This is a genomic window from Mesorhizobium sp. M0030 (assembly GCF_040323695.1).
In the GTDB taxonomy this organism is placed as follows: Bacteria; Pseudomonadota; Alphaproteobacteria; order Rhizobiales; family Rhizobiaceae; genus Mesorhizobium.
In genome coordinates this window covers 215,906-233,760 of record NZ_JAMYVE010000008.1, presented here as the reverse complement: position 1 = coordinate 233,760, position 17,855 = coordinate 215,906, and the positions used below count along the sequence as shown (strand labels likewise).

Below are 17,855 nucleotides of genomic sequence, written 5' to 3'. Positions count from 1 at the left end.
ATGTTCATCCTGCGCTTCCTCTGGGCGGTCCTGACTTCGCGTTTCCTGTGGACGCTGATCGGCCTGGCGCTGCTGTCGCTGATCATCTGGGTATTCGGCCCGATCGTACGGGTCGGCGACTATGTGCCGATGGCGTCGGAGACGGTGCGCATCGTCATCATCGCTCTTCTGGTGATCTTCTGGCTGATCTGGCTGATCGTCGCGCAGCGCCGCGCGATCCGCGCCAACCGCATGTTCGTCGCCGAGATTTCCGCCCCGGTCGAGGAAAAGCGGCTCAGCCCGGGCGAGGAAAACGTCGCCGCGGTCGGCGCCAAGTTCCAGGACGTCATGGTCGAGTTGAAGCGCCGCAAGCTCGGCGGCCGCAAGTTCCTGCGCGAGATGCCGTGGTATGTGATCGTCGGCCCCCCGGCGACCGGCAAGACGACGGCATTGCGCCAATCCGGCCTCAACTTTCCGATCGACCTCACCGACGATCTGCAGGGCATCGGCGGTACCCGCAACTGCGACTGGTTCTTCTCCGAAAACGCAGTGATGATCGACACCGCCGGGCGCTATGTCCAGCAGGAAAGCCAGCCCGATGTCGACGCCGTGGAATGGCTGGGTTTCCTCGATCTGTTGAAGAAGCATCGTGGCCGTCGTGCGCTGAACGGCGTCATCGTTGCGCTTGGGATCGACGCGCTGTCCGAGGGCGACGAAGCCGTCAAGGCGCATGGCCGCAAGATCCGCAGGCGCCTGGCCGAGCTCGAAGAGCGGCTGGAAATCCGCCTGCCAGTCTATCTGATGCTGACCAAGGCCGATCTGATCAGAGGCTTCGAGGCCTTCTTCGGCGGCCTGTCGACGGCGGCGCGCGAACAGGTATGGGGGACGACCTTCCCGCTCGATGCACGCGTCGACGCCAAGACGATCGCGGGCGAAATCACGACGCTGTCGAGGGAGCTGGAAAAGCGACTGGTGCCGCGGCTGGAAGACGAGGATAAGCTGGCCGAACGGGCCGAGATCTTCCGCTTTCCCGCACAGCTGCAAAGCCTGTCCGAGCCCATCCAGGTGCTGGTCGAGGCGATGTTCGGCGAGAGCCGCTACGAGGAGGCAGCCTGGCTGCGCGGCCTCTATCTGACCTCGGCGACCCAGGAAGGCGCGCCGATCGACCGGCTGACCGCGGCGCTCGCCTCCTCCTTCGGCCTGCCGGCACGACGCACGATGCCGGCGCAGCGCTTCGAGAAGCGCAGCTTCTTCCTCAAGAACCTTTTGACCGAGGTGATCTTCAAGGAGGCCGGGCTCGGCACCTTCGATCCGCTGGCGCAGCGCCGCCGCAGCTGGGTCTGGCGCGGTGCCGCCGCTGCCAGCGCGGCTGCGGCCATACTCGCCGGCGGCCTGTTCACCTGGTCCTACTACGACAATCGCAACGCCATCGCCGCGCAAGCCGGCCAGTTCGAAGCGCTGCAGGCGCCGCTGACGTCGACCGCCGCGACGCCCGCCTCGGTGCTGCAGCCGGCTATGGACGTTGCCCTGACCGCCATGGACGAAGTCGCCAATGCCAGGACTGCGCCTCCGAACAAGGCACAGGACCTGCTCGGACCATCGGCTTCGGCCGAGATGATGCGGGCGCAGACCGACACCTATGACCACGCTCTGCGCAACGTGCTGGAGCCGCGGATGGTGGCGTTGCTCGAAGCGACCATGTGGCGGCAGATCCGCGATCCGGACTTCATGCTGGGGGCGCTCAAGACCTACCGCATGATGACCGGCCTGTCTCAGATGGACTCCGACTTCGTCGAGAATTGGTGGGTGAACGACCTGCCCGAATTCGCGCCGGCCGCGCCTTTCCCGACAGCCGATGCGGAAGAACACCAGCTGGCAGCGATCCGCCGCATGGCGGTCGACGACAGCTACATCGCGCCCGACCAGGCGCTGGTCGCCGAAGCGCTGAAAACGGTCTGCACGATCTCGCTGCCGGCGCGGGCCTACAAGCAATTGCTGGCCGATCCGGCGGTGGCCGGATTGAAGGAATGGATCCCCGCCAATTTCGCCGGGCCGAACGGCGCCAAGGTGTTTTCGCGACGCTCCGACAAGACGCTGCGCGTCGGCATATCAGGCGCCTTCACCTATGACGGCTTCCACGATGCGATCCTCGACCGGGTCGAGGATGTCGCCGCCCAGGCGGCACTCGACCGCGCCGTGTTTGCCGGCGGCTGCTCGGAAAATTCCGAGACGTCGGTGTCGGCGCTATCGGAAGATATCCTGAAGCTCTACTATGACGATTACATCGCGCAGTGGGACAGTTTTTTGCGCGACATGCGGCTGGCGCCGCTCAGCGACCTCAACATTGCCAGCGAGAATCTGAAGGACCTTTCCAGCGCCGATTCCGCGCTGAAGCGGCTGTTGACGGCGGTGGTCCAGGAGGTCGACCTCACCCGCTCGGACGAGGCGCCGACCGACGACAAGGCGGCGGCGAAGGGCGGCTCGAAACTACTGGGCAAACTCGGCAAGCTGGGCAAGATCGTCAAGACCGGCGCCAAGCTGTTGCCGCGCGCAGGCTCGGCGAGCGAAGTCGACCTGACCGGCACGCTGGTGGCCGAACACTTCAAGCCGCTCAAGAGCACGATTGCCGAGGTCGACGGCCAGCCGCCGGCGCTCGATGCCGCGGTCGTTGCGCTGACGGCGCTGTCCAATGTGCTGCAAACGGTGACCGCCAATCCCGACCCGCAGGACGCGATCAAGAAACAGGGCGGGCTGGCCGAACTGACCGGCGCCGTCGCCCGCCAGGCACAAATCCTGCCCGACCCGGTCAACACCTGGCTGAGCGGCATTGCCGGCGACACCAGCGGGTTGACGCAGAAGGCCGTGGCCTCCGAGCTCAACGCCATCTGGCGCGCCGATATCCTGCCCTTCTGCCAGGCCGCGCTCAACGACCGCTATCCGTTCAGCCCAGACAGCGCCGTCGACGTCAATGTGCGCGACTTCGCCCGCCTGTTCGGACCGGCAGGGATGATCGACGGCTTCATCAACGACCATCTGATCAGCTATGTGGACACCTCGGCGCAGCCTTGGAAATGGCGTGCCGATTTCGGCCTCGACCCATCGGCGCTCGCCGCCTTCGAGCAGGCGCGGCGCATCCGCGACGATCTCTTTCCCGGCGGTCAGGGCCCGGTGATGGCGTTCACGCTGGAGCCGACCGACCTGTCGCCCAACGTCACCCGCGTGACGCTCAACCTCGACGGCCAGAACCTGGTCTATTTCAACAATGCGACGCGACCTCAGCCGATGACGTGGCCCGGCAAGGACGGCACCGGCGTCATCTCGCTCGCCTTCCAGCCGATCGACGGCTCGCCCGAAATTATGCTCAACGAGACCGGCAGCTGGGCGTGGCTGAGGATGCTGCGCGGCGGCCGCTTTACCGGCACCTCGCTGTCCGATGTCTACAGCCTGCGGCTGGGAACGAAAGGCATGTACGCCGACTTCAAGCTCAAGGCGGCGAGTGTCGAGAACCCCTACAACCTCCAGATGTTCAAGAAATTCTCATGTCCGCCGCAGATCTGATCCTGCCTGGCTTCTACGGCAAAATGCCCGCCACCGGCGACTTCGTCAGCCGGCGGCTGACGGGCGAGTTCGTGCGGCTTTGGGACCGCTGGCTGGCGCAGCATCTGGTGCCGCTGTTTGGCCAGGACATCTGGCCGCCGGCCACGGCGCTGCGGTTTCTGGCCGGCCCGAACTCCTTCGGCGCGTCGGCGGGCATCATCCTGCAGAGCGCCGACAAGGTGGGCCGGAAATTCCCCTTGAGCGTCGTTGCCCTGCTACCCGAAGCGCCTGTCGCGCTGACGCATGCCGAGGCATGGTTTGCCGGAATCGAGGAGGCCGCCACCGCCGCCCAGCAGGGCGAGCTGACGCCCGAAGAACTGGATGCAGCTTTGACGGCACTGCCGATGCCACAGGCCGAGCCGGGCGAAGAGCTGATCGCCGACATGGTGATGTGGACGGCGCACTCCGACATTTTCGACATCGGTCCGCACGCGCCGCAACCGACGCTGGAGACAATCCTCGCCGGCAGCTGGGAGACCAGCTGATGCAGATCTGGAACCAGATGGGGTATCCGCACGAATTCACGACTGCCACCGATGTTGCCGGACACGACTGGCTGGTCGTGGTCGTGAAAGGCACATTCGACTTCCCGTCGAAGCCGGGCGAAACGGTACGAAGATCGGCGGAACAGGTTCCGCTGGTCATGGCTGACACGCACACGGGCATCCCGGGATATTCGGCTACATTGTGGGAGACAGATTTTGCCTTTCGCAAGCCGCGCTGCGATGTGGTTGCCAACGGGTTTGCTTACGCCCCAAACGGCCGACCAGCCGAACGTGTGCCGGTCGGTCTCAAGGTTGGTGGTTGGTCAAAGCTGTTCGAGGTTGTCGGCCATCGCGAATGGCGCTCCATCGGCCCGGTGTTTACCGCCACATCGCCGCAACCGTTTCTGAAACTGCCCATCTCCTACGACGTTGCCTGGGGCGGCATCGACAGGCTGGATCCGGAAGACAAGCTGCCTGGCAGCTATAAACACAACCCCGTGGGAACCGGCTGGTCGCGCGCGCAGAACCAGCGGCGGATCCCAGGCCTACGGCTGCCGAATACCCAGGCAATGGGCGAGGATGTACGCTCGCCCTTCGGCGACTACCAGCCGATGAGCTTTGGTCCGATGGGGCGTGGCTGGCCGGGACGCATCGAATATGGCGGCACCTACGATGACAACTGGACCAAAAACATATTTCCGTTCCTGCCTCCGGACTTTGACGATCGCTATTTCCAGATGGCGCCTGCCGACCAGCAGATTGACCTGCCGAAGGGCGGCGAAGACGTGCAGCTCGTGAACCTGACGCCTGAAGGACGGGTGAGCTTTCGCCTGCCGCAGACTGCGCTGCCCGTGGCGCTACTCAAAGGTCAAAGAAAATCTCTCGACGCAAATATCAACCCGGACACTATACTTTTCGACCCGGAGAACGGGCGCTTCTCGCTGGTCTGGCGGGTGTCGCAGCGACTTCACCGAACCATACTCGACTTTTCTGAATGCTGGATCGGGCCGCCTACCGAAGCGATGATGCGGGCGCATGCCACGGGGCGTGTCTATTCCCGCTCCGATGAAACGATTGTGCTGGAGGCCGAGACGACGTGAAGCCGGCACTGGATATTATTTCGGTCGGCATGGTTACGGCGGTTGGCCTTGATGCGCCATCGGCCTGCGCAGCGATGCGAGCCGGCATTGATGGCTTCCAGGAAACACGTTTCAAGAACGACAAAGACGAGTGGTTGATCGGCGCACCTGTACCCCTGCCTCGCAACTGGGTTGGCGAGAAGCGAATGGCGCATCTCGCCTCAGGCGCCATTGTCGAGGCATTCGAGGACGTTCCGGAAGCGAGAGGGCAGACCGCTCTGATCCTTTGCGTGGCAGAAGAAGACCGTCCAGGGCGGCCGGTAAGAAGCACGCTGCGCCTGCTCGACCGTATTGCGGAGATCACCGAAGTCGAGAAGCATTCGCGATCGCGGGTTATCGCCTATGGGCGACCGTCCGGACACGTGGCGCTTGATTATGCACGCCGGATGATTTCATCGGGCGAAACGCCTTATGTGATGATTGCTGGGGTCGATAGTTACCTGACTACCTTGGCCACCACGCACTATCTCAAGGAGCGCCGCCTCCTAACGCTCAACAATCCAAACGGGTTTATTCCTGGCGAGGCGGCAGCAGCGGTTCTTTGCGGACCGCCAAGGCACGGCGGATTTCGGCTGAGGGGGCTGGGTTTGTCGCGAGAGCCTGGCTTTATTTACAACAAGCAAGACTTGCCGCTCAGAGGCGACGGAATGACGGCGGCCTATCGCCATGCGCTGGATGAGACCGGAATAGAGATGAACCGTCTCGGTTACCGGATCTCAGACCTCATCGGCGAGCAATACTGGTTCAAGCAGACGGCGCTGGCGTCGATACGACTGGTGCGCAACCCCTGTCCGTCTCAGGATTTGTGGTCACCTGCCGAGACCCTCGGCAATATTGGTGCGGCGGTGACGCCGCTGATGCTGGGGATGGCGCTGACGGCGGCAAGAAAGAACTACGCGACAGGCAACCCGGTGCTTATCGAAGCTTCCAACGATGCCGGCGCCTGTGGAGCTGCCGTGCTGGCCGCGAGGGCTGCGCGGTGACTGTCTTCGCCAACGGACTGGAAGTGGCTGCCAAGGCCCAGGGCAACAAGGTTATCGCGGCCTTCCCGGATGTTTGTTTCACCCCGCCCGAAAATCCGGCGACACCGCCTGGGGTACCGATCCCATATCCGTCATTTGGAATGGACTCCGATACAGAGAAGGGTACCGGAACGGTCAAAATCGGCGGAGAAAACATCACCCAAAAGGACAAATCGGATTACAGCCAGACGACAGGCACGGAAGCCGGCAGCGCAGCCAAGAAGGGTGTCGTCTCTTCCACCAACACCAACAAGGAGTACGCGCGGGCCTGGTCTGGCAACGTAAAGGCGGACAACCTCCCGGTCAGCCGCTTCACGGATATCTCGACCAACAATCATTCAAGCAGTCAGGTTGGAAACTCGCCTCCCCAAACGAAGGTTGGAACACCGGGGCCTGGGGGTGGATCGGCGCCAATAACCAAATGCCCTTGTTGCGGGACAAGCCCTGCGCATGCCAACCAACTCAAAGCCAGTGGAGAAATGTGCGAACAGACCACCGAAAACGAATATTACAACGACCGCATCGGAAAGGCTGACAACAAGATTCAGCAGATTGAAGAAGATTTTGCCGCCGGCACAATCCCAAAGGAAACGCACGCCGCGGCCTGGGGTCAGTACGCCAAAAGAAAAAAAGCGAGAAAGACCATAGCGGACGCAAGGGCCTCCGGCTCGAAATGCAAGAACCTTCACGATCCGCCTGATAAGGATTGCGGAGTACACTTCAAAGGTACACGAAGCTATTCAGAGATCTTAAAGGCCGAAGATCCCGCCGAATTGGCAGGCATCGAAGCAAAGGCAAACGCCAAATATACGGACCCGAAGGACATAAAAACGGCTATCCATAAGGACGTAAAGAAGCACGTTCGTGAGACAATTCTCGGATTCAAGGGCGCCAAGAAAAACGACATCAAAAGGCGAGATGGCCCGGGTCAGGTCAATCATAAGACCCCGCTGGACGCAGGCGGATGTCCAACCTCACCAGACAACTTGATTTCGGACGGTGCATTGGCGCCGGAGTGCAAAGAGATCGACACCGCGCAGACCACACTGCAAGACATATCGGATTGATGTTATGGTTTTTTCATCACTTGGAAGGCTCTTCCACTTTGCAGTAAGTGACTTTCGTGGCGCTCGCACAGAGAGTTGGCGTCTGTTGCTGGATATTTTTGAAGAATGCAAAGCGGGTGCTTTTTCTGATACCGCGATGTTCACCCGGATATTTGAAAGCTCTCCTTCCGTCGACACGGCGATTTCCGCATTCACCTTGATGCCCTACGTCACTCCGGGAAGCATCCTGATCGACATTGCGGACCCAATCCGTCAATCGCTCCGGCACGACGGTCAGATGCTCGAGTGGTTCTGTATAGCTTTGACAAGAAGTGGACTTCTGAGGCCGATGGAGTTGGCCGCCGCAATTTACCAGCAAGGCCCCTCGGATTTTGCCGAATCTGATCTTCCGTATCAACTTTCCATCGCCTTGGAGGCCAAGGTAAGCGATATCTTCTATGGACCACGGATGGTTCCGGGCACCATTGACGAATTCGACGCAGATCGCATTCAGTATGAGGTCGCGGAATATACGAAGTTAGTTATGTCACGGATCGACGAAGTCAGAAAAAGCCACCCCAACGATGCTAATGCTTCGTTTCTTTATGGTCGGCCGATCAACCTAGCCGAAACCGCGCATAAATCATTGAATGCCATTGCCAAAGCACACGACAATGAAGACGTCGTCGTCGCGCGTGACACCATTGAAGCATTTACGGGATTCGACCTCTCGGACTTTTATCGGAAAGGCCAACTGGACCGAGTAGGCGCCGCAGCGGCGCTGGAGCGCCTGTTCGACGAAGTTGACCTTTATCAGTTCAAACCGGGTGTGCGCTATTTCTTCGGCAGGCCGATCCCGGACTGATTGCAAGTCGGCATCGAGCTATTTGCCAGCGCTGGCGAGGTATTTCCTCACCTTGTCGAGATCGAGGTCGAAGATACGAAGCTCGGCTTTGCTCGACAGCATGCGCAAGACAAAGAGTTCCCCCGCCTCGGGGAATTCGTCATGACGCTCCTGCGCAATCTCCTGACCCGCCTTTCCGGCAACCCGCAATCCATCAAGATAGGCTTCCAGCCGCTCCACCAGCCTGGCCATCCGCTCTTCGTCCATCTCGGGATTCTTGCCGGGGTTCAACAGATTGTAGTTGTAGACCGTCCACAGAAAGGCGGCCATTTCGGCATGCTGGCGAACGATTTCCCGCAGGATAGGCGCAGACATCAGTTCAGGTTCACGGAACCGCCCCGGATGCGGTTCGCGGCACTTGCATGACTCGTCACATAGGTGCCGCGGATCGTGATCCGGCCGTCCTTTTCCATGATGATCACGGCCTTGCCACAGCGCAGTTCGATGCGTTCCTCGCCTGTGATTCTCACCTGCTCGCCATCGCGGACAACATGAGGATTGGTCGACTTTCCTTTCGGGTCAACGATTCGTCCAACAATGAGCGGCTGGCGCAGATCCCCGCCCTGAAACAACAGGGCAACCTCAGAGCCAATCATATCGGAGCTCAACTCTGCAAGGCTACGTGCCGGAAGGGCCGTGTCCTGCGGATTGCCCGGAAAAACAACGAGCGGTTCATCCTCGCCAAAGCCGAGAAAAATCCCGATTACCACGCCTTCGATTCGTTCGACGATCTTTGCCATCTGACCGTTTCCTCAGTTCTGTTTGATTTCCGAGCCCTTCATGACGATGTCGCCCGACGCGTTGGCGAATATCTTGCCACTGGCGGTTACCGTTATATCCTTGCCCTTGATGCCAATCGTCCCATCCTTCTTCATGATGATGGAGGCATCTCCGCATTTGATGGTGATCTCGTCACCGGCATCAATGACAAGCTTCTTTCCAACGCCAATCGAACCGTCGTCGGCAATGGTGATCCCGCTGCCTTTGCCTATTTTGAGCGCATGGGCGCCGCCGATATCAGTGATGTCGTCGGCCGCTATCTTGGCTGTTCGAGCCTTGCCTATCTCTGTCGCCTGCCCGCCGCCAATGTTGACGCTCTGGTTGCTTGCTATTTCGACGCCCTGATTGGCCCCAATGCTCCAACTGTCCGTGGCGCCAATCGTGTGGCTTTGACCCGCGCCCACCGTCACAGAGCGCGAGGCCCCGATCGTGTTGTTCTGTATGGCACCCACAGTCCTCGTCTCGGAGGCGCCGACGCTGTCGATGCGCGCCGCACCCACTGTGATGGTCTGCACGATCGCCACGGTCTGGGTGTGGTTGGCGCCGATCGTCTCGGTGGAGTTCGAACCGATGCCGATCGTCTCGTCGATGCCCACCGTCAGCGAGCGGTTCTTGCCGACCGTCTCGGTGTCGTTCGACCCGATATTCGTCGTCTGGTCGACGCCGACCTTGACCGTCTTGTTGTTGCCGACGTCCTCGTCGAGGTTGTGGCCGACGGAGTGCTTGGCGTCGTGGTCGATGCGGTCGGACTGGTCGTGCTGGACCAGCTTCTGGCGATCATTCTTGATCAGAAGGTGGTGGTCCTTCTGCGCCTGGAAGTTGACCAGCTCCGAGCCGGCCTTGTCCTCGAACATCAGCTCGTTGTAGCCGCCACCGCCCTTCGACGAGTTGGACTTCCAGCCCGACTGCGTGGCGTTGCCGGGCAGTCCGTAGGGCGGCATCTGCGAGGCGTTGTAGACCCTGCCGGTGATGATCGGCAGGTCGGGATTGCCTTCGATGAAATCGACGATGACTTCCTGCCCGATGCGCGGGATCTGGATGAAGCCCCAGCCGCTGCCGGCCCAGGTCTGCGACACCCGCACGAAGCAGGAGCTCTTCTGGTCCTTCTTGCCGAGGCGGTCCCAGTGGAACTGCACCTTCACCCTGGCATATTTGTCGGTGAAGATCTCCTCGCCGGACGGACCGACCACGGTCGCCGTCTGCGGGCCGCGCATGATCGGCCTTGGCGTGATGCGCGGCGGCCGATAAGCAACTGAGGTCGGCGCCACACCGAGCACCACCTTGAAATTCTCGCCATCGGTGTCGACGCCGGCGCGATAGCCCGGATCGAACAGCCGGTACTCGGCGCTGATCACCAGATACTCCTTGTTCTGGTCGTCGCGCGGAAAGCCGTCGAGCTTGAAGGTGCAGCCGGAGAACAGGCCGCGCACCGTGCCGACGGCGGCAATGCGCAGGTGTGGCGCCTGGATTTCTTCGCGCCTGATCGCCGCCAGGCTGTCGCCGCGCCCGACTTCCAGATGCGCGCCGGGGTGGCGATAGTTCTCGCCCGCGGCCTGCTTGTGGCCGAAGGGCTGCGCCGACTTCGCCATCAAATCGGCGGCGGGTTTTTCGAAGTCATAATCGGTGTGGGCATAGGCGCCGGGGCGCACCGCGCTGCCTGGAATCCAGTCGGTGATGTATTCGACGTCGCGGCGCGAGCCCTGCCCTTCGAACTGATATAGCACCGTCTCATAGCCCGGCGCCGGCTTGAGCTTGCTCATGGCGTCGGCCAGGATCAGTGTGTGCTCACCCTCGGCATGCTCGAAGAAGTACATTATGCCTTCATGCTCGAGCAACCGCTGCACGAAATCGAGGTCGCTCTCGTCGTACTGCACGCAATATTCGCGCGGCGGATAGGAGCCTTGCAAGCGCTTCTCGAACTTGGCGATGCCGCCATATTTGGAGAAAATCTCCTCCACGATCTCGACGGCGGTCTTGTCCTGGAAAATGCGGCAGTCGGTGGTATTGCCGAGGAACCACAGCCACGGCCTGACGACCGCCTCATAGTGAGCCAGCCGATCTTCGATGCGGGTAAGGCGAAACTCGGCGATGAGGCCGCTGAACCAGCGCTTGGGGTCGGCCTCGCCTTCGATCGAAACGGCGCCGCCCAGCATCTTCAGCGGGTCGATATCGGCATTGGTCGAAACAAATCCAACGGTGTAGGCAAGGCAGCGGCTGATCTCGTCGCGGCCGACGAGATGCGTGAAAGTCAACAGTTCGGCGCCGACCGGCGTCTGCACAAGCGCGGCGCGTTGTTCACTCGGCATGGGTCGTGCCCCTCCTGAGCGCTAGTGTGGCAGGTTCGAAGCCCTTCTTGTGTTAACGACCTCACGTTCAGGGATATTTCGCAACTTGCCACCCAAGCCATGTTGAGCCTACCACATGTTCTATGGCAGACCAAAGAGGACAAGCGGCAGGCCGTTGCTGTTTGCGCCGCTTTCGCCAGTGTGAAACGCCGCTCTCCCGCTGTGCCCGCAAGCTGCTAGACTGTGGCACATCGGATCAATGGAAACGGCAGCGGTCGACGGTCCATAGCGCATGTTCATCAGTCTGCAGATCAGCAATGTCGATGTCCTGCCTGCCGGGCTGCCGCCCGGCTACGCATCGCGCGACCGCGGCTTCGAGATCGGGCGGGAGAACTGCGCCTGGACCTTGCCCGATCCGGACAAGTTCATCTCCGGCCGACATTGCGAAATCCGCTACGAAGGCGGCGCCTTTTTTCTCCACGACGTCTCGCGCAACGGCACATTCGTCAACGGGTCGAGCCAGCGCCTGACCGGCCCGCATCGGTTGGCGCAAGGTGACCGGCTCCGGATCGGCCGCTATATCGTCTCGGTGTCGATCGATGACGGGAACCCAGCCTTCGGTGGCCATGGTTCGACGCAACGGCAGATGCCCGTTGCCGGATCCTTTCCAGACCATGTCGCATCGCCACGGTCACCGACCGCGCCACCCGCTTCGGTCTCCAGCCGGCCGCAGCAAGCCGACGAGATCCTGCGCGCGATTGCCGCCGGCGCCGGCATTCCGCCAGAGGTGCTTTTGCTGCGCCAACCGCAGGAGGTAGCCGGCGAGATCGGCGCGGTGCTGCGCATCCTCGTCGACGAGCTGGTGTTGCTGTTGAAGGCGCGCGCCGCTGCAAAAGTCCTGGCCAAGACCAGCGACCGGACCATGATCAATTCCGCCGACAACAATCCGCTAAAGTTCGTGCCCGGGACAGACGAAATCCTCGACATCATGTTCGCGCGGCGCAGGGCCGGCTATCTCGATGCCAGGCACAGCATCGAAGACGCTTTCCACGACCTCAAAACACATGAATTCGCCACCTTCGCCGCCATGCAGGCAGCGCTGTCGCGGTTGCTTGACGATCTGTCGCCCGAGGCGATTGCGAAAAAACTGCCGCCATCCTCCTTTGCCTCGAAGAAAACGCGCGCCTGGGACGCGCTGGTCGCGACCTGGCGGGCCAAGGAGGAAGCGCACGAGAACGGCATGCTGGACATATTCCTCACCTATTTCAGTGAAGCCTATGCCAAGGCCGCCAAACAGAAGACCGGCAAGGGCTAAGCCCGCGCACCGCTGAAGACACCGTGAAGGCGACCCGAGCACGGGCCGGCCACCAAAATTGCGCCGGGTTTCCATCGCAACCTTCTGAGACTACGATCACATACGACGATTGAGCACGCGGGTACGGTTGGTCGACCTCGGGGGTCTGCGGCACATGTCATGTCACGGCGAGATAGCGTCCTGCGGTCCGCGTTTGCGCGGACATGGCGCTGTGCGTCGCGGCGCGCGGGCGTAGAGGCAGGGATCGGCGATGAGCTCGAAGGATGATCCTTTCGATCCGACCGGCAAAACCGTCATCCGCCCCAGCCGCCCCAATCCCGGCCGCAAGCAAAAGACGGTTCTCGCCCGCGATGCGCCGGCCCCCGGCAGTACGGTGATCGCCCCTGCCAGCGTCCCGGAACCCACGGTTTTCGACCCCAACGCCGGCCGCCAGCCGCCACCCGACGTCACGGGGACGGTGATCTATCAGGGTACGCCCTTCACTGAGGCGCCGGCCGATCCGCCCGTTCACGGCTCAGCCGGGACGGCGGGGAAAACGCCATGGGATGCGCTGCTCGGCGCCAGCGACGGCGTCGACTATGGCGCGGCCAACCCGATCGTCGCTGCCGCGGCGCCCTTGCTGATGCTGCTTGGGCATCTGCGGCTGATGGCTGTCGAAAGACCGGCCGAGAAGCTGGCGCAGCATGTCGCCGGCCTGATCGAGGATTTCGACCGCAAGATCGCCAGGACCGATACCTCGGAAGAGGATGCGCGCATCGCCAGCTATGTGCTTTGCGAAACCGCCGACGATATCGTCGCCAATCTGCCCGGTTCCAGCCGGGATGCTTGGGCGCAGCAGGCCATGCTGCAGCGCTTCTTCCAGGTCAAACCCACCGGCGCCGGTTTTTTCCAGGCGCTGAACACGGTGCTGGCGACGCCGGAACCTCATCGCAATCTCATCGAGCTGATGCATGTCTGCCTGTCGCTTGGCTTCGAAGGCCAGTATCGCGGCCAGCCGCGCGAGAGCCTCGAACGGGTCCGCCGCGACGTCTACGAGACATCAGCCTATTTCCGCGTCCCCGGTGACGACGACATCTCGCCGCGCTGGCAAGGCTTGTCGGTCACATCGGCGCAAGGCTCCAGGCGGGTTCCGCTCTGGGCCATAGCCGCTGCAACCGCGGCAGTTTTGACCGCAGCCTTTTTCACGCTGCGCGTGCTCATCACCAATGATGGCGAGGCTGTTGCCGGCGAGTTGCTGGCGCTCAATCCGGCGACGCCGGTCACCATCGAGCGCACCGGTTTCGTGCCGCTGACCGAGGAGGTGAAAGTCGTCGCAGCGCCAACGACGATTGCGCAGGTCGATCGCATCCGCACTGCCTTGGCCAAGGAGATCGAAGGCGGCGGCGTCAGCGTCGGCACTAAGGGTGATTTCATCATCGTGGAAATCAGCAACGCCCTGCTGTTCCAGTCGGGACGAGCCGAGGTCAAGCCGGAGTTCGAGCCGGTGGCCGCCAGCATCGCGGCGGCTCTCGACGCGGAGCGCGGGCCGATCCGGATCGTCGGCCACACCGACAACGTCAAACCGAAGAAGACCAGCGCCTTCAAATCGAATTTCGACCTCTCCGTCGCACGTGCCCGGTCGGTGGAAAAGATGATCGCAGCGCATTTCAGCGATCCGTCGCGGACAAAGGTCGAGGGCAAGGGCGAGGACGAGCCCATCGCCGACAATGCAACGCCGGACGGCCGCGCCAAAAACCGCCGTGTCGATGTAATGATCCCGCGGGAGGAGATGCTGTGACCGGCTGGCTGCTGCGCATCTTCAGCGCGCTCGCGCTCGCCGGCTTTGCCGCCGCGGTCTGGTACGCCGGCCCGTTAATCCGCTTTGCCGGCGCCCGGCCGTTGGACCCCATCTGGCTGCGGGCAGCGATCATCGGCATCGTCGTCGGAACGGTGGCGATCATCTATGCAATCCGGTTCTGGCGCAGGCGCAAGGCGCAGAAGGCGCTGGAGGCCGCCATGGCCAGCGCCGAGGATGACGGCAGCGATGCAAAGGTGCTGGAAGCTCGCATGAACGAAGCAGTCGCGACGCTCAGGCAGTCGAGCGGCAAGCGCAACTTCCTCTACGACGTCCCCTGGTACATCGTCATCGGCCCGCCGGGCGCCGGCAAGACCACCGCGCTGGTCAATTCCGGCCTGAACTTTCCGCTTGCCGGGTCGGGCCAGGCGCAGCCGGTGGCGGGTGTCGGCGGTACGCGCAATTGCGACTGGTGGTTCACCGACGAGGCGGTGCTGATCGACACGGCCGGGCGCTACACGAGGCAGGATTCCCATGCATGGACCGACAGCAAAAGCTGGCTGGCGTTCCTGTCGCTGCTCAAGCGGCACCGGACGCGTCAGCCGATCAATGGCGTCATCCTGGCGATCAGCCTTGCCGATCTGATGGCGGACGGAGAGCAGGCGGCCCGTGTCGCCGAGATCCGCAGCCGCCTGCAGGAAATCCACGAGGTCCTGAAGGTCCGCTTTCCCGTCTACGTGCTGTTCACCAAGGCCGACCTGGTCTCCGGATTCATGGAATATTTCGGCGGTTTCGACGAAGCACGCCGGCGCAAGGTGTGGGGCGCGACCTTCCAGACCGCCGAGCGCGGCCTGAACATGGTCGCGGAAGCGCCAGCCGAATTCGACGCGCTGGTGAAGCGCCTGACCGAAGAGATGAGCGAGCGGCTGCAGGCGGAGACCGATCCGGTCGCGCGCATCGCCATTTTCGGCTTCGCCGCGCAGCTCGGTGCGCTGAAAGGCCGGATCGTGAATTTCCTCGAGGGCGTTTTCGAGCCGACGCGCAAGCAGCTGAACGCCCCCCTGCGCGGCCTGTATTTTTCTTCCGGCACGCAGGAAGGCACGCCGATCGACCAGTTGCTGGGCAGCATAGGCCGCAGTTTCGGCAGGAATGCCCAGGCGCATCTTTCCGGCACCGGCAAAAGCTTCTTCCTGCACGATCTGTTGAGCCGCGTCATTTTCGCCGAGTCCGGCTGGGTGTCCTATGACAGGGCGGCCGACAGGCGCGTTGCGATCGCCCGCTACGCCGGCCTGACAGCGATCGCGGCCATAGCGATCGCCGCGCTTGGCGTTCTCGGCCTGAGCTTTACGACCAACAAATCGCTGGTCGCCGCGACCGGCCAGGCGGCAGGCCAATACCGCGCGACAGCCGCGCCGCTGCTGGCCAGCACGACGGTGTTGGATGCCGACCTCGAAACCGTCATCGGCGCGCTCGATGCGCTGCGCGGCCTGCCGGCCGGCTACGATACGAGAGACCAGCCCACCCCGGCCACGGCGACGTTCGGCCTCAGCCAGCGTGAGCGTATCCTTTCGGCCTCCGAGACCGCCTACCGGCAGGGGCTGGAGCGGATGTTCCGCTCGCGCCTGCTGTTCCAGCTCGAACGCACGATCGAGGCCAGGATGGCCGATCCGATGGCGCTGTACGAGCCGTTGAAGATTTACCTGATGCTGGGCGGCAAGGCGCCGAAAGTGGATGACGAGCTGGTCGTCACCTGGCTGAAGCGGGACTGGGAACAGAACCGCTATCCCGGCGCCCACAATCGCGACGGCCGCGCGCAACTGGAGAAGCATTTGCGCGCCATGCTGGCCCTCGACGATGACCAGGATCCCTCGTTCGAACTCAACCGCGCGCTGGTCGAATCCGCCCAGCGCTCGCTCGGCCGCATGAGCCTTGCCGATCGCGCCACCGCGCTCATCCAGTCGGCCACCTATGCGGCGGCGCTGGACGATTTTTCGGTGTCATCGCAAGCCGGCGCGGAGGCGCCGATGCTGTTCGAGCGCAATGACGGAAACGATCTCGCCGGCCTTCGCGTCCCCGGTCTCTACACCCATGCCGGCTTCGACTTCTATCTGGCGCAACTTGCCAGGAGCGCGCAGGCGCTGGTCGACGATCAATGGGTGATCGGCTCGAGCGGCGAGCAAGGCGGCTTCGACCAGGAATTGCTCAAGCTCGGCTCGGAACTTCTCGACCGCTATGGCAAGAGTTTTGCGGCGGCGTGGAACGAGGTGCTCGACAGGTTGAAGTTCAAGGCAATGGCCGCCGACAAACCGCAATATCTGGCGCTGTCCGCAGCGGGATCACCGAGTTCGCCGCTGATGCAGCTGTTCGAGGCGATCGCGCGCGAAACAGCTTTGACTCAAGAGCGCAATCCGGCTGCGCCGTCTCAAGACAGCGACCAGGAAATCGCCGCGCGCGCCAAGGGCCTCGCCCGCATCGGCATCGAGATTGCGGCGCGCAAATCGCAGAGCAGGGCCGGGACCGCCTTTGTCAGTACGCAGAACCAGGATCCCGGCGCCAACATCGAAGCCCAGTTCCGGTCTTTCCAGGCTTTGGTGGCCGGGGCGCCGGGGCAGCGGCCGCTCGACGCCCTGACCCAGAATTTCCGCGAAATCTATCAGAGCGTGCGGCTGGCCGCCGATGTCCCCGCCCAGACGGACCAGGCCAACGCCAATCTGCAGCTGCAGATATCGACTCTACGCGCCAACGCCTCGCGGCTGCCGAAGGCGCTGGCCAGGATGGTGAGCGCGGCGGCGGACGATTTCGAGGGCACCGTCGCCGAAACATCGACCACGCATCTCAACGAGATGCTGGAGGAGACCGTCGGCCGTCCGTGCGAAGAGATGATTGCCGGGCGCTTTCCATTCGCCCCCGCCGGTACCGACGATGTCGCCATGGCGGATTTTGCCAGATTGTTTTCTCCAGGCGGGGTTCTCGACCGGTTCTTCGCGCAGAACCTGGCGTCGCTGGTCGACATGAGCGGCCAGGACTGGGACTGGAAGCAGGACACCAGGTTCGGCCGCAATCTGGCGAAATCGACGCTGAAGAACTTTCAGCTCGCGGCACAAATCCGCGCGGCTTTCTTTCCGCTCGGCGGGCCGGTGCCGTCGATCAACATCACCTTCACGCCGCTGTCGCTGCATGGCGATGCCGACATGGCGCTGCTCAATATCGACGGCCAGGTGCTGCAGGCCACCCAGGCCGGCAACACGCCGGGACTGATTCCGTGGCCGGGCAAGACCGGTTCGGCCAGTCTCAGCCTGACGCCGGAGCTGCCCGGCCGTGAGTCCGCAATCAAGTTCGACGGTCCCTGGGCGTTGAAACGATTGCTGGACAAGGGACAGGTCACCGCCAATGGCGACAGTCTCGAAGCGCATTTCGTCATCGGCGGACGGGATGTCGCCTACACGATCAAGACCGGGGAGGACGGCAACCCATTCACGCTGCCGGCGCTTTCCGCGTTCAGCTGTCCGAAGGCTTTCTGATGGGGAAT

12 protein-coding genes are annotated in these 17,855 nt (G+C 62.5%); 9 read left to right on the top strand and 3 right to left on the bottom strand.

Annotated features, from left to right (window positions below):
- Genes tssM (NKJ80_RS18115) through NKJ80_RS18090 form a run of 6 tightly spaced genes read left to right on the top strand, consistent with a single transcriptional unit; the run spans position 1 to position 8,133 of the window.
- A complete protein-coding gene (tssM, locus tag NKJ80_RS18115; RefSeq protein WP_352498067.1) occupies positions 1-3,537 on the top strand; it encodes a type VI secretion system membrane subunit TssM in 3,537 nt (1,178 codons plus the stop codon).
- Positions 3,519-4,061 (top strand): type VI secretion system-associated protein TagF, encoded by a 543-nt coding sequence (gene tagF, locus NKJ80_RS18110; protein ID WP_023726336.1) that lies wholly within the window; start codon positions 3,519-3,521, stop codon positions 4,059-4,061. Before tssM (NKJ80_RS18115) ends, tagF begins: the two co-directional genes overlap by 19 nt.
- A complete protein-coding gene (locus NKJ80_RS18105; protein ID WP_352498066.1) occupies positions 4,061-5,161 on the top strand; it encodes a DUF2169 family type VI secretion system accessory protein in 1,101 nt (366 codons plus the stop codon). Before tagF ends, NKJ80_RS18105 begins: the two co-directional genes overlap by 1 nt.
- A complete protein-coding gene (locus tag NKJ80_RS18100) occupies positions 5,158-6,183 on the top strand; it encodes a 3-oxoacyl-ACP synthase (RefSeq protein ID WP_352498065.1) in 1,026 nt (341 codons plus the stop codon). Before NKJ80_RS18105 ends, NKJ80_RS18100 begins: the two co-directional genes overlap by 4 nt.
- A complete protein-coding gene (locus tag NKJ80_RS18095) occupies positions 6,180-7,289 on the top strand; it encodes a DUF4150 domain-containing protein (RefSeq protein ID WP_352498064.1) in 1,110 nt (369 codons plus the stop codon). Before NKJ80_RS18100 ends, NKJ80_RS18095 begins: the two co-directional genes overlap by 4 nt.
- Before the next feature lie 4 nt (positions 7,290-7,293).
- Positions 7,294-8,133 (top strand): hypothetical protein, encoded by an 840-nt coding sequence (locus tag NKJ80_RS18090; RefSeq protein ID WP_352498063.1) that lies wholly within the window; start codon positions 7,294-7,296, stop codon positions 8,131-8,133.
- Positions 8,134-8,151: 18 nt separating this feature from the next.
- On the opposite strand, the gene NKJ80_RS18085 is transcribed toward NKJ80_RS18090, so the two are convergent.
- From NKJ80_RS18085 to NKJ80_RS18075, 3 genes are read right to left on the bottom strand one after another with little or no spacing between them, the layout of a single operon-like run.
- Positions 8,152-8,490: a hypothetical protein gene (locus NKJ80_RS18085; RefSeq protein ID WP_352498092.1), complete on the bottom strand. Its 339-nt coding sequence runs from the start codon at positions 8,488-8,490 to the stop codon at positions 8,152-8,154.
- A complete protein-coding gene (locus NKJ80_RS18080) occupies positions 8,487-8,912 on the bottom strand; it encodes a DUF6484 domain-containing protein (protein ID WP_352498062.1) in 426 nt (141 codons plus the stop codon). Before NKJ80_RS18080 ends, NKJ80_RS18085 begins: the two co-directional genes overlap by 4 nt.
- A gap of 12 nt (positions 8,913-8,924) precedes the next feature.
- Positions 8,925-11,258 carry a type VI secretion system Vgr family protein gene (locus NKJ80_RS18075; RefSeq protein ID WP_352498061.1) on the bottom strand — a complete coding sequence of 778 codons (2,334 nt, stop codon included), beginning with the start codon at positions 11,256-11,258 and terminating at the stop codon, positions 8,925-8,927.
- Positions 11,259-11,529: 271 nt separating this feature from the next.
- On the opposite strand from NKJ80_RS18075, the gene tagH reads away from it, so the two are divergent.
- The 3 genes from tagH (at position 11,530) to tssM (NKJ80_RS18060) (ending at position 17,847) form a co-directional block, all read left to right on the top strand.
- The gene (gene tagH, locus NKJ80_RS18070) at positions 11,530-12,552 is read left to right on the top strand and encodes a type VI secretion system-associated FHA domain protein TagH (RefSeq protein ID WP_023695279.1); all 1,023 of its coding nucleotides are present in this window, start codon (positions 11,530-11,532) and stop codon (positions 12,550-12,552) included.
- A gap of 250 nt (positions 12,553-12,802) precedes the next feature.
- Positions 12,803-14,329, top strand: a complete 1,527-nt coding sequence (tssL, locus tag NKJ80_RS18065; protein ID WP_352498060.1) for a type VI secretion system protein TssL, long form — start codon at positions 12,803-12,805, stop codon at positions 14,327-14,329.
- The gene (gene tssM, locus NKJ80_RS18060) at positions 14,326-17,847 is read left to right on the top strand and encodes a type VI secretion system membrane subunit TssM (RefSeq protein ID WP_352498059.1); all 3,522 of its coding nucleotides are present in this window, start codon (positions 14,326-14,328) and stop codon (positions 17,845-17,847) included. The genes tssL and tssM (NKJ80_RS18060) overlap by 4 nt, the downstream gene beginning before the upstream one ends.
- The last annotated feature ends 8 nt before the right edge of the window (positions 17,848-17,855 follow it).

Bases quoted from the DNA above. Each gene is read 5' to 3' on its own strand.
- NKJ80_RS18105 (WP_352498066.1), top strand. From the start codon at position 4,061: ATGCAGATCTGGAACCAGATGGGGTATCCGCACGAATTCACGACTGCC.
- tssL (WP_352498060.1), top strand. From the start codon at position 12,803: ATGAGCTCGAAGGATGATCCTTTCGATCCGACCGGCAAAACCGTCATC.
- tagH (WP_023695279.1), top strand. From the start codon at position 11,530: ATGTTCATCAGTCTGCAGATCAGCAATGTCGATGTCCTGCCTGCCGGG.
- NKJ80_RS18090 (WP_352498063.1), top strand. From the start codon at position 7,294: ATGGTTTTTTCATCACTTGGAAGGCTCTTCCACTTTGCAGTAAGTGAC.
- NKJ80_RS18080 (WP_352498062.1), bottom strand. From the start codon at position 8,912: ATGGCAAAGATCGTCGAACGAATCGAAGGCGTGGTAATCGGGATTTTT.
- tagF (WP_023726336.1), top strand. From the start codon at position 3,519: ATGTCCGCCGCAGATCTGATCCTGCCTGGCTTCTACGGCAAAATGCCC.
- NKJ80_RS18075 (WP_352498061.1), bottom strand. From the start codon at position 11,258: ATGCCGAGTGAACAACGCGCCGCGCTTGTGCAGACGCCGGTCGGCGCC.
- tssM (WP_352498067.1), top strand. From the start codon at position 1: ATGTTCATCCTGCGCTTCCTCTGGGCGGTCCTGACTTCGCGTTTCCTG.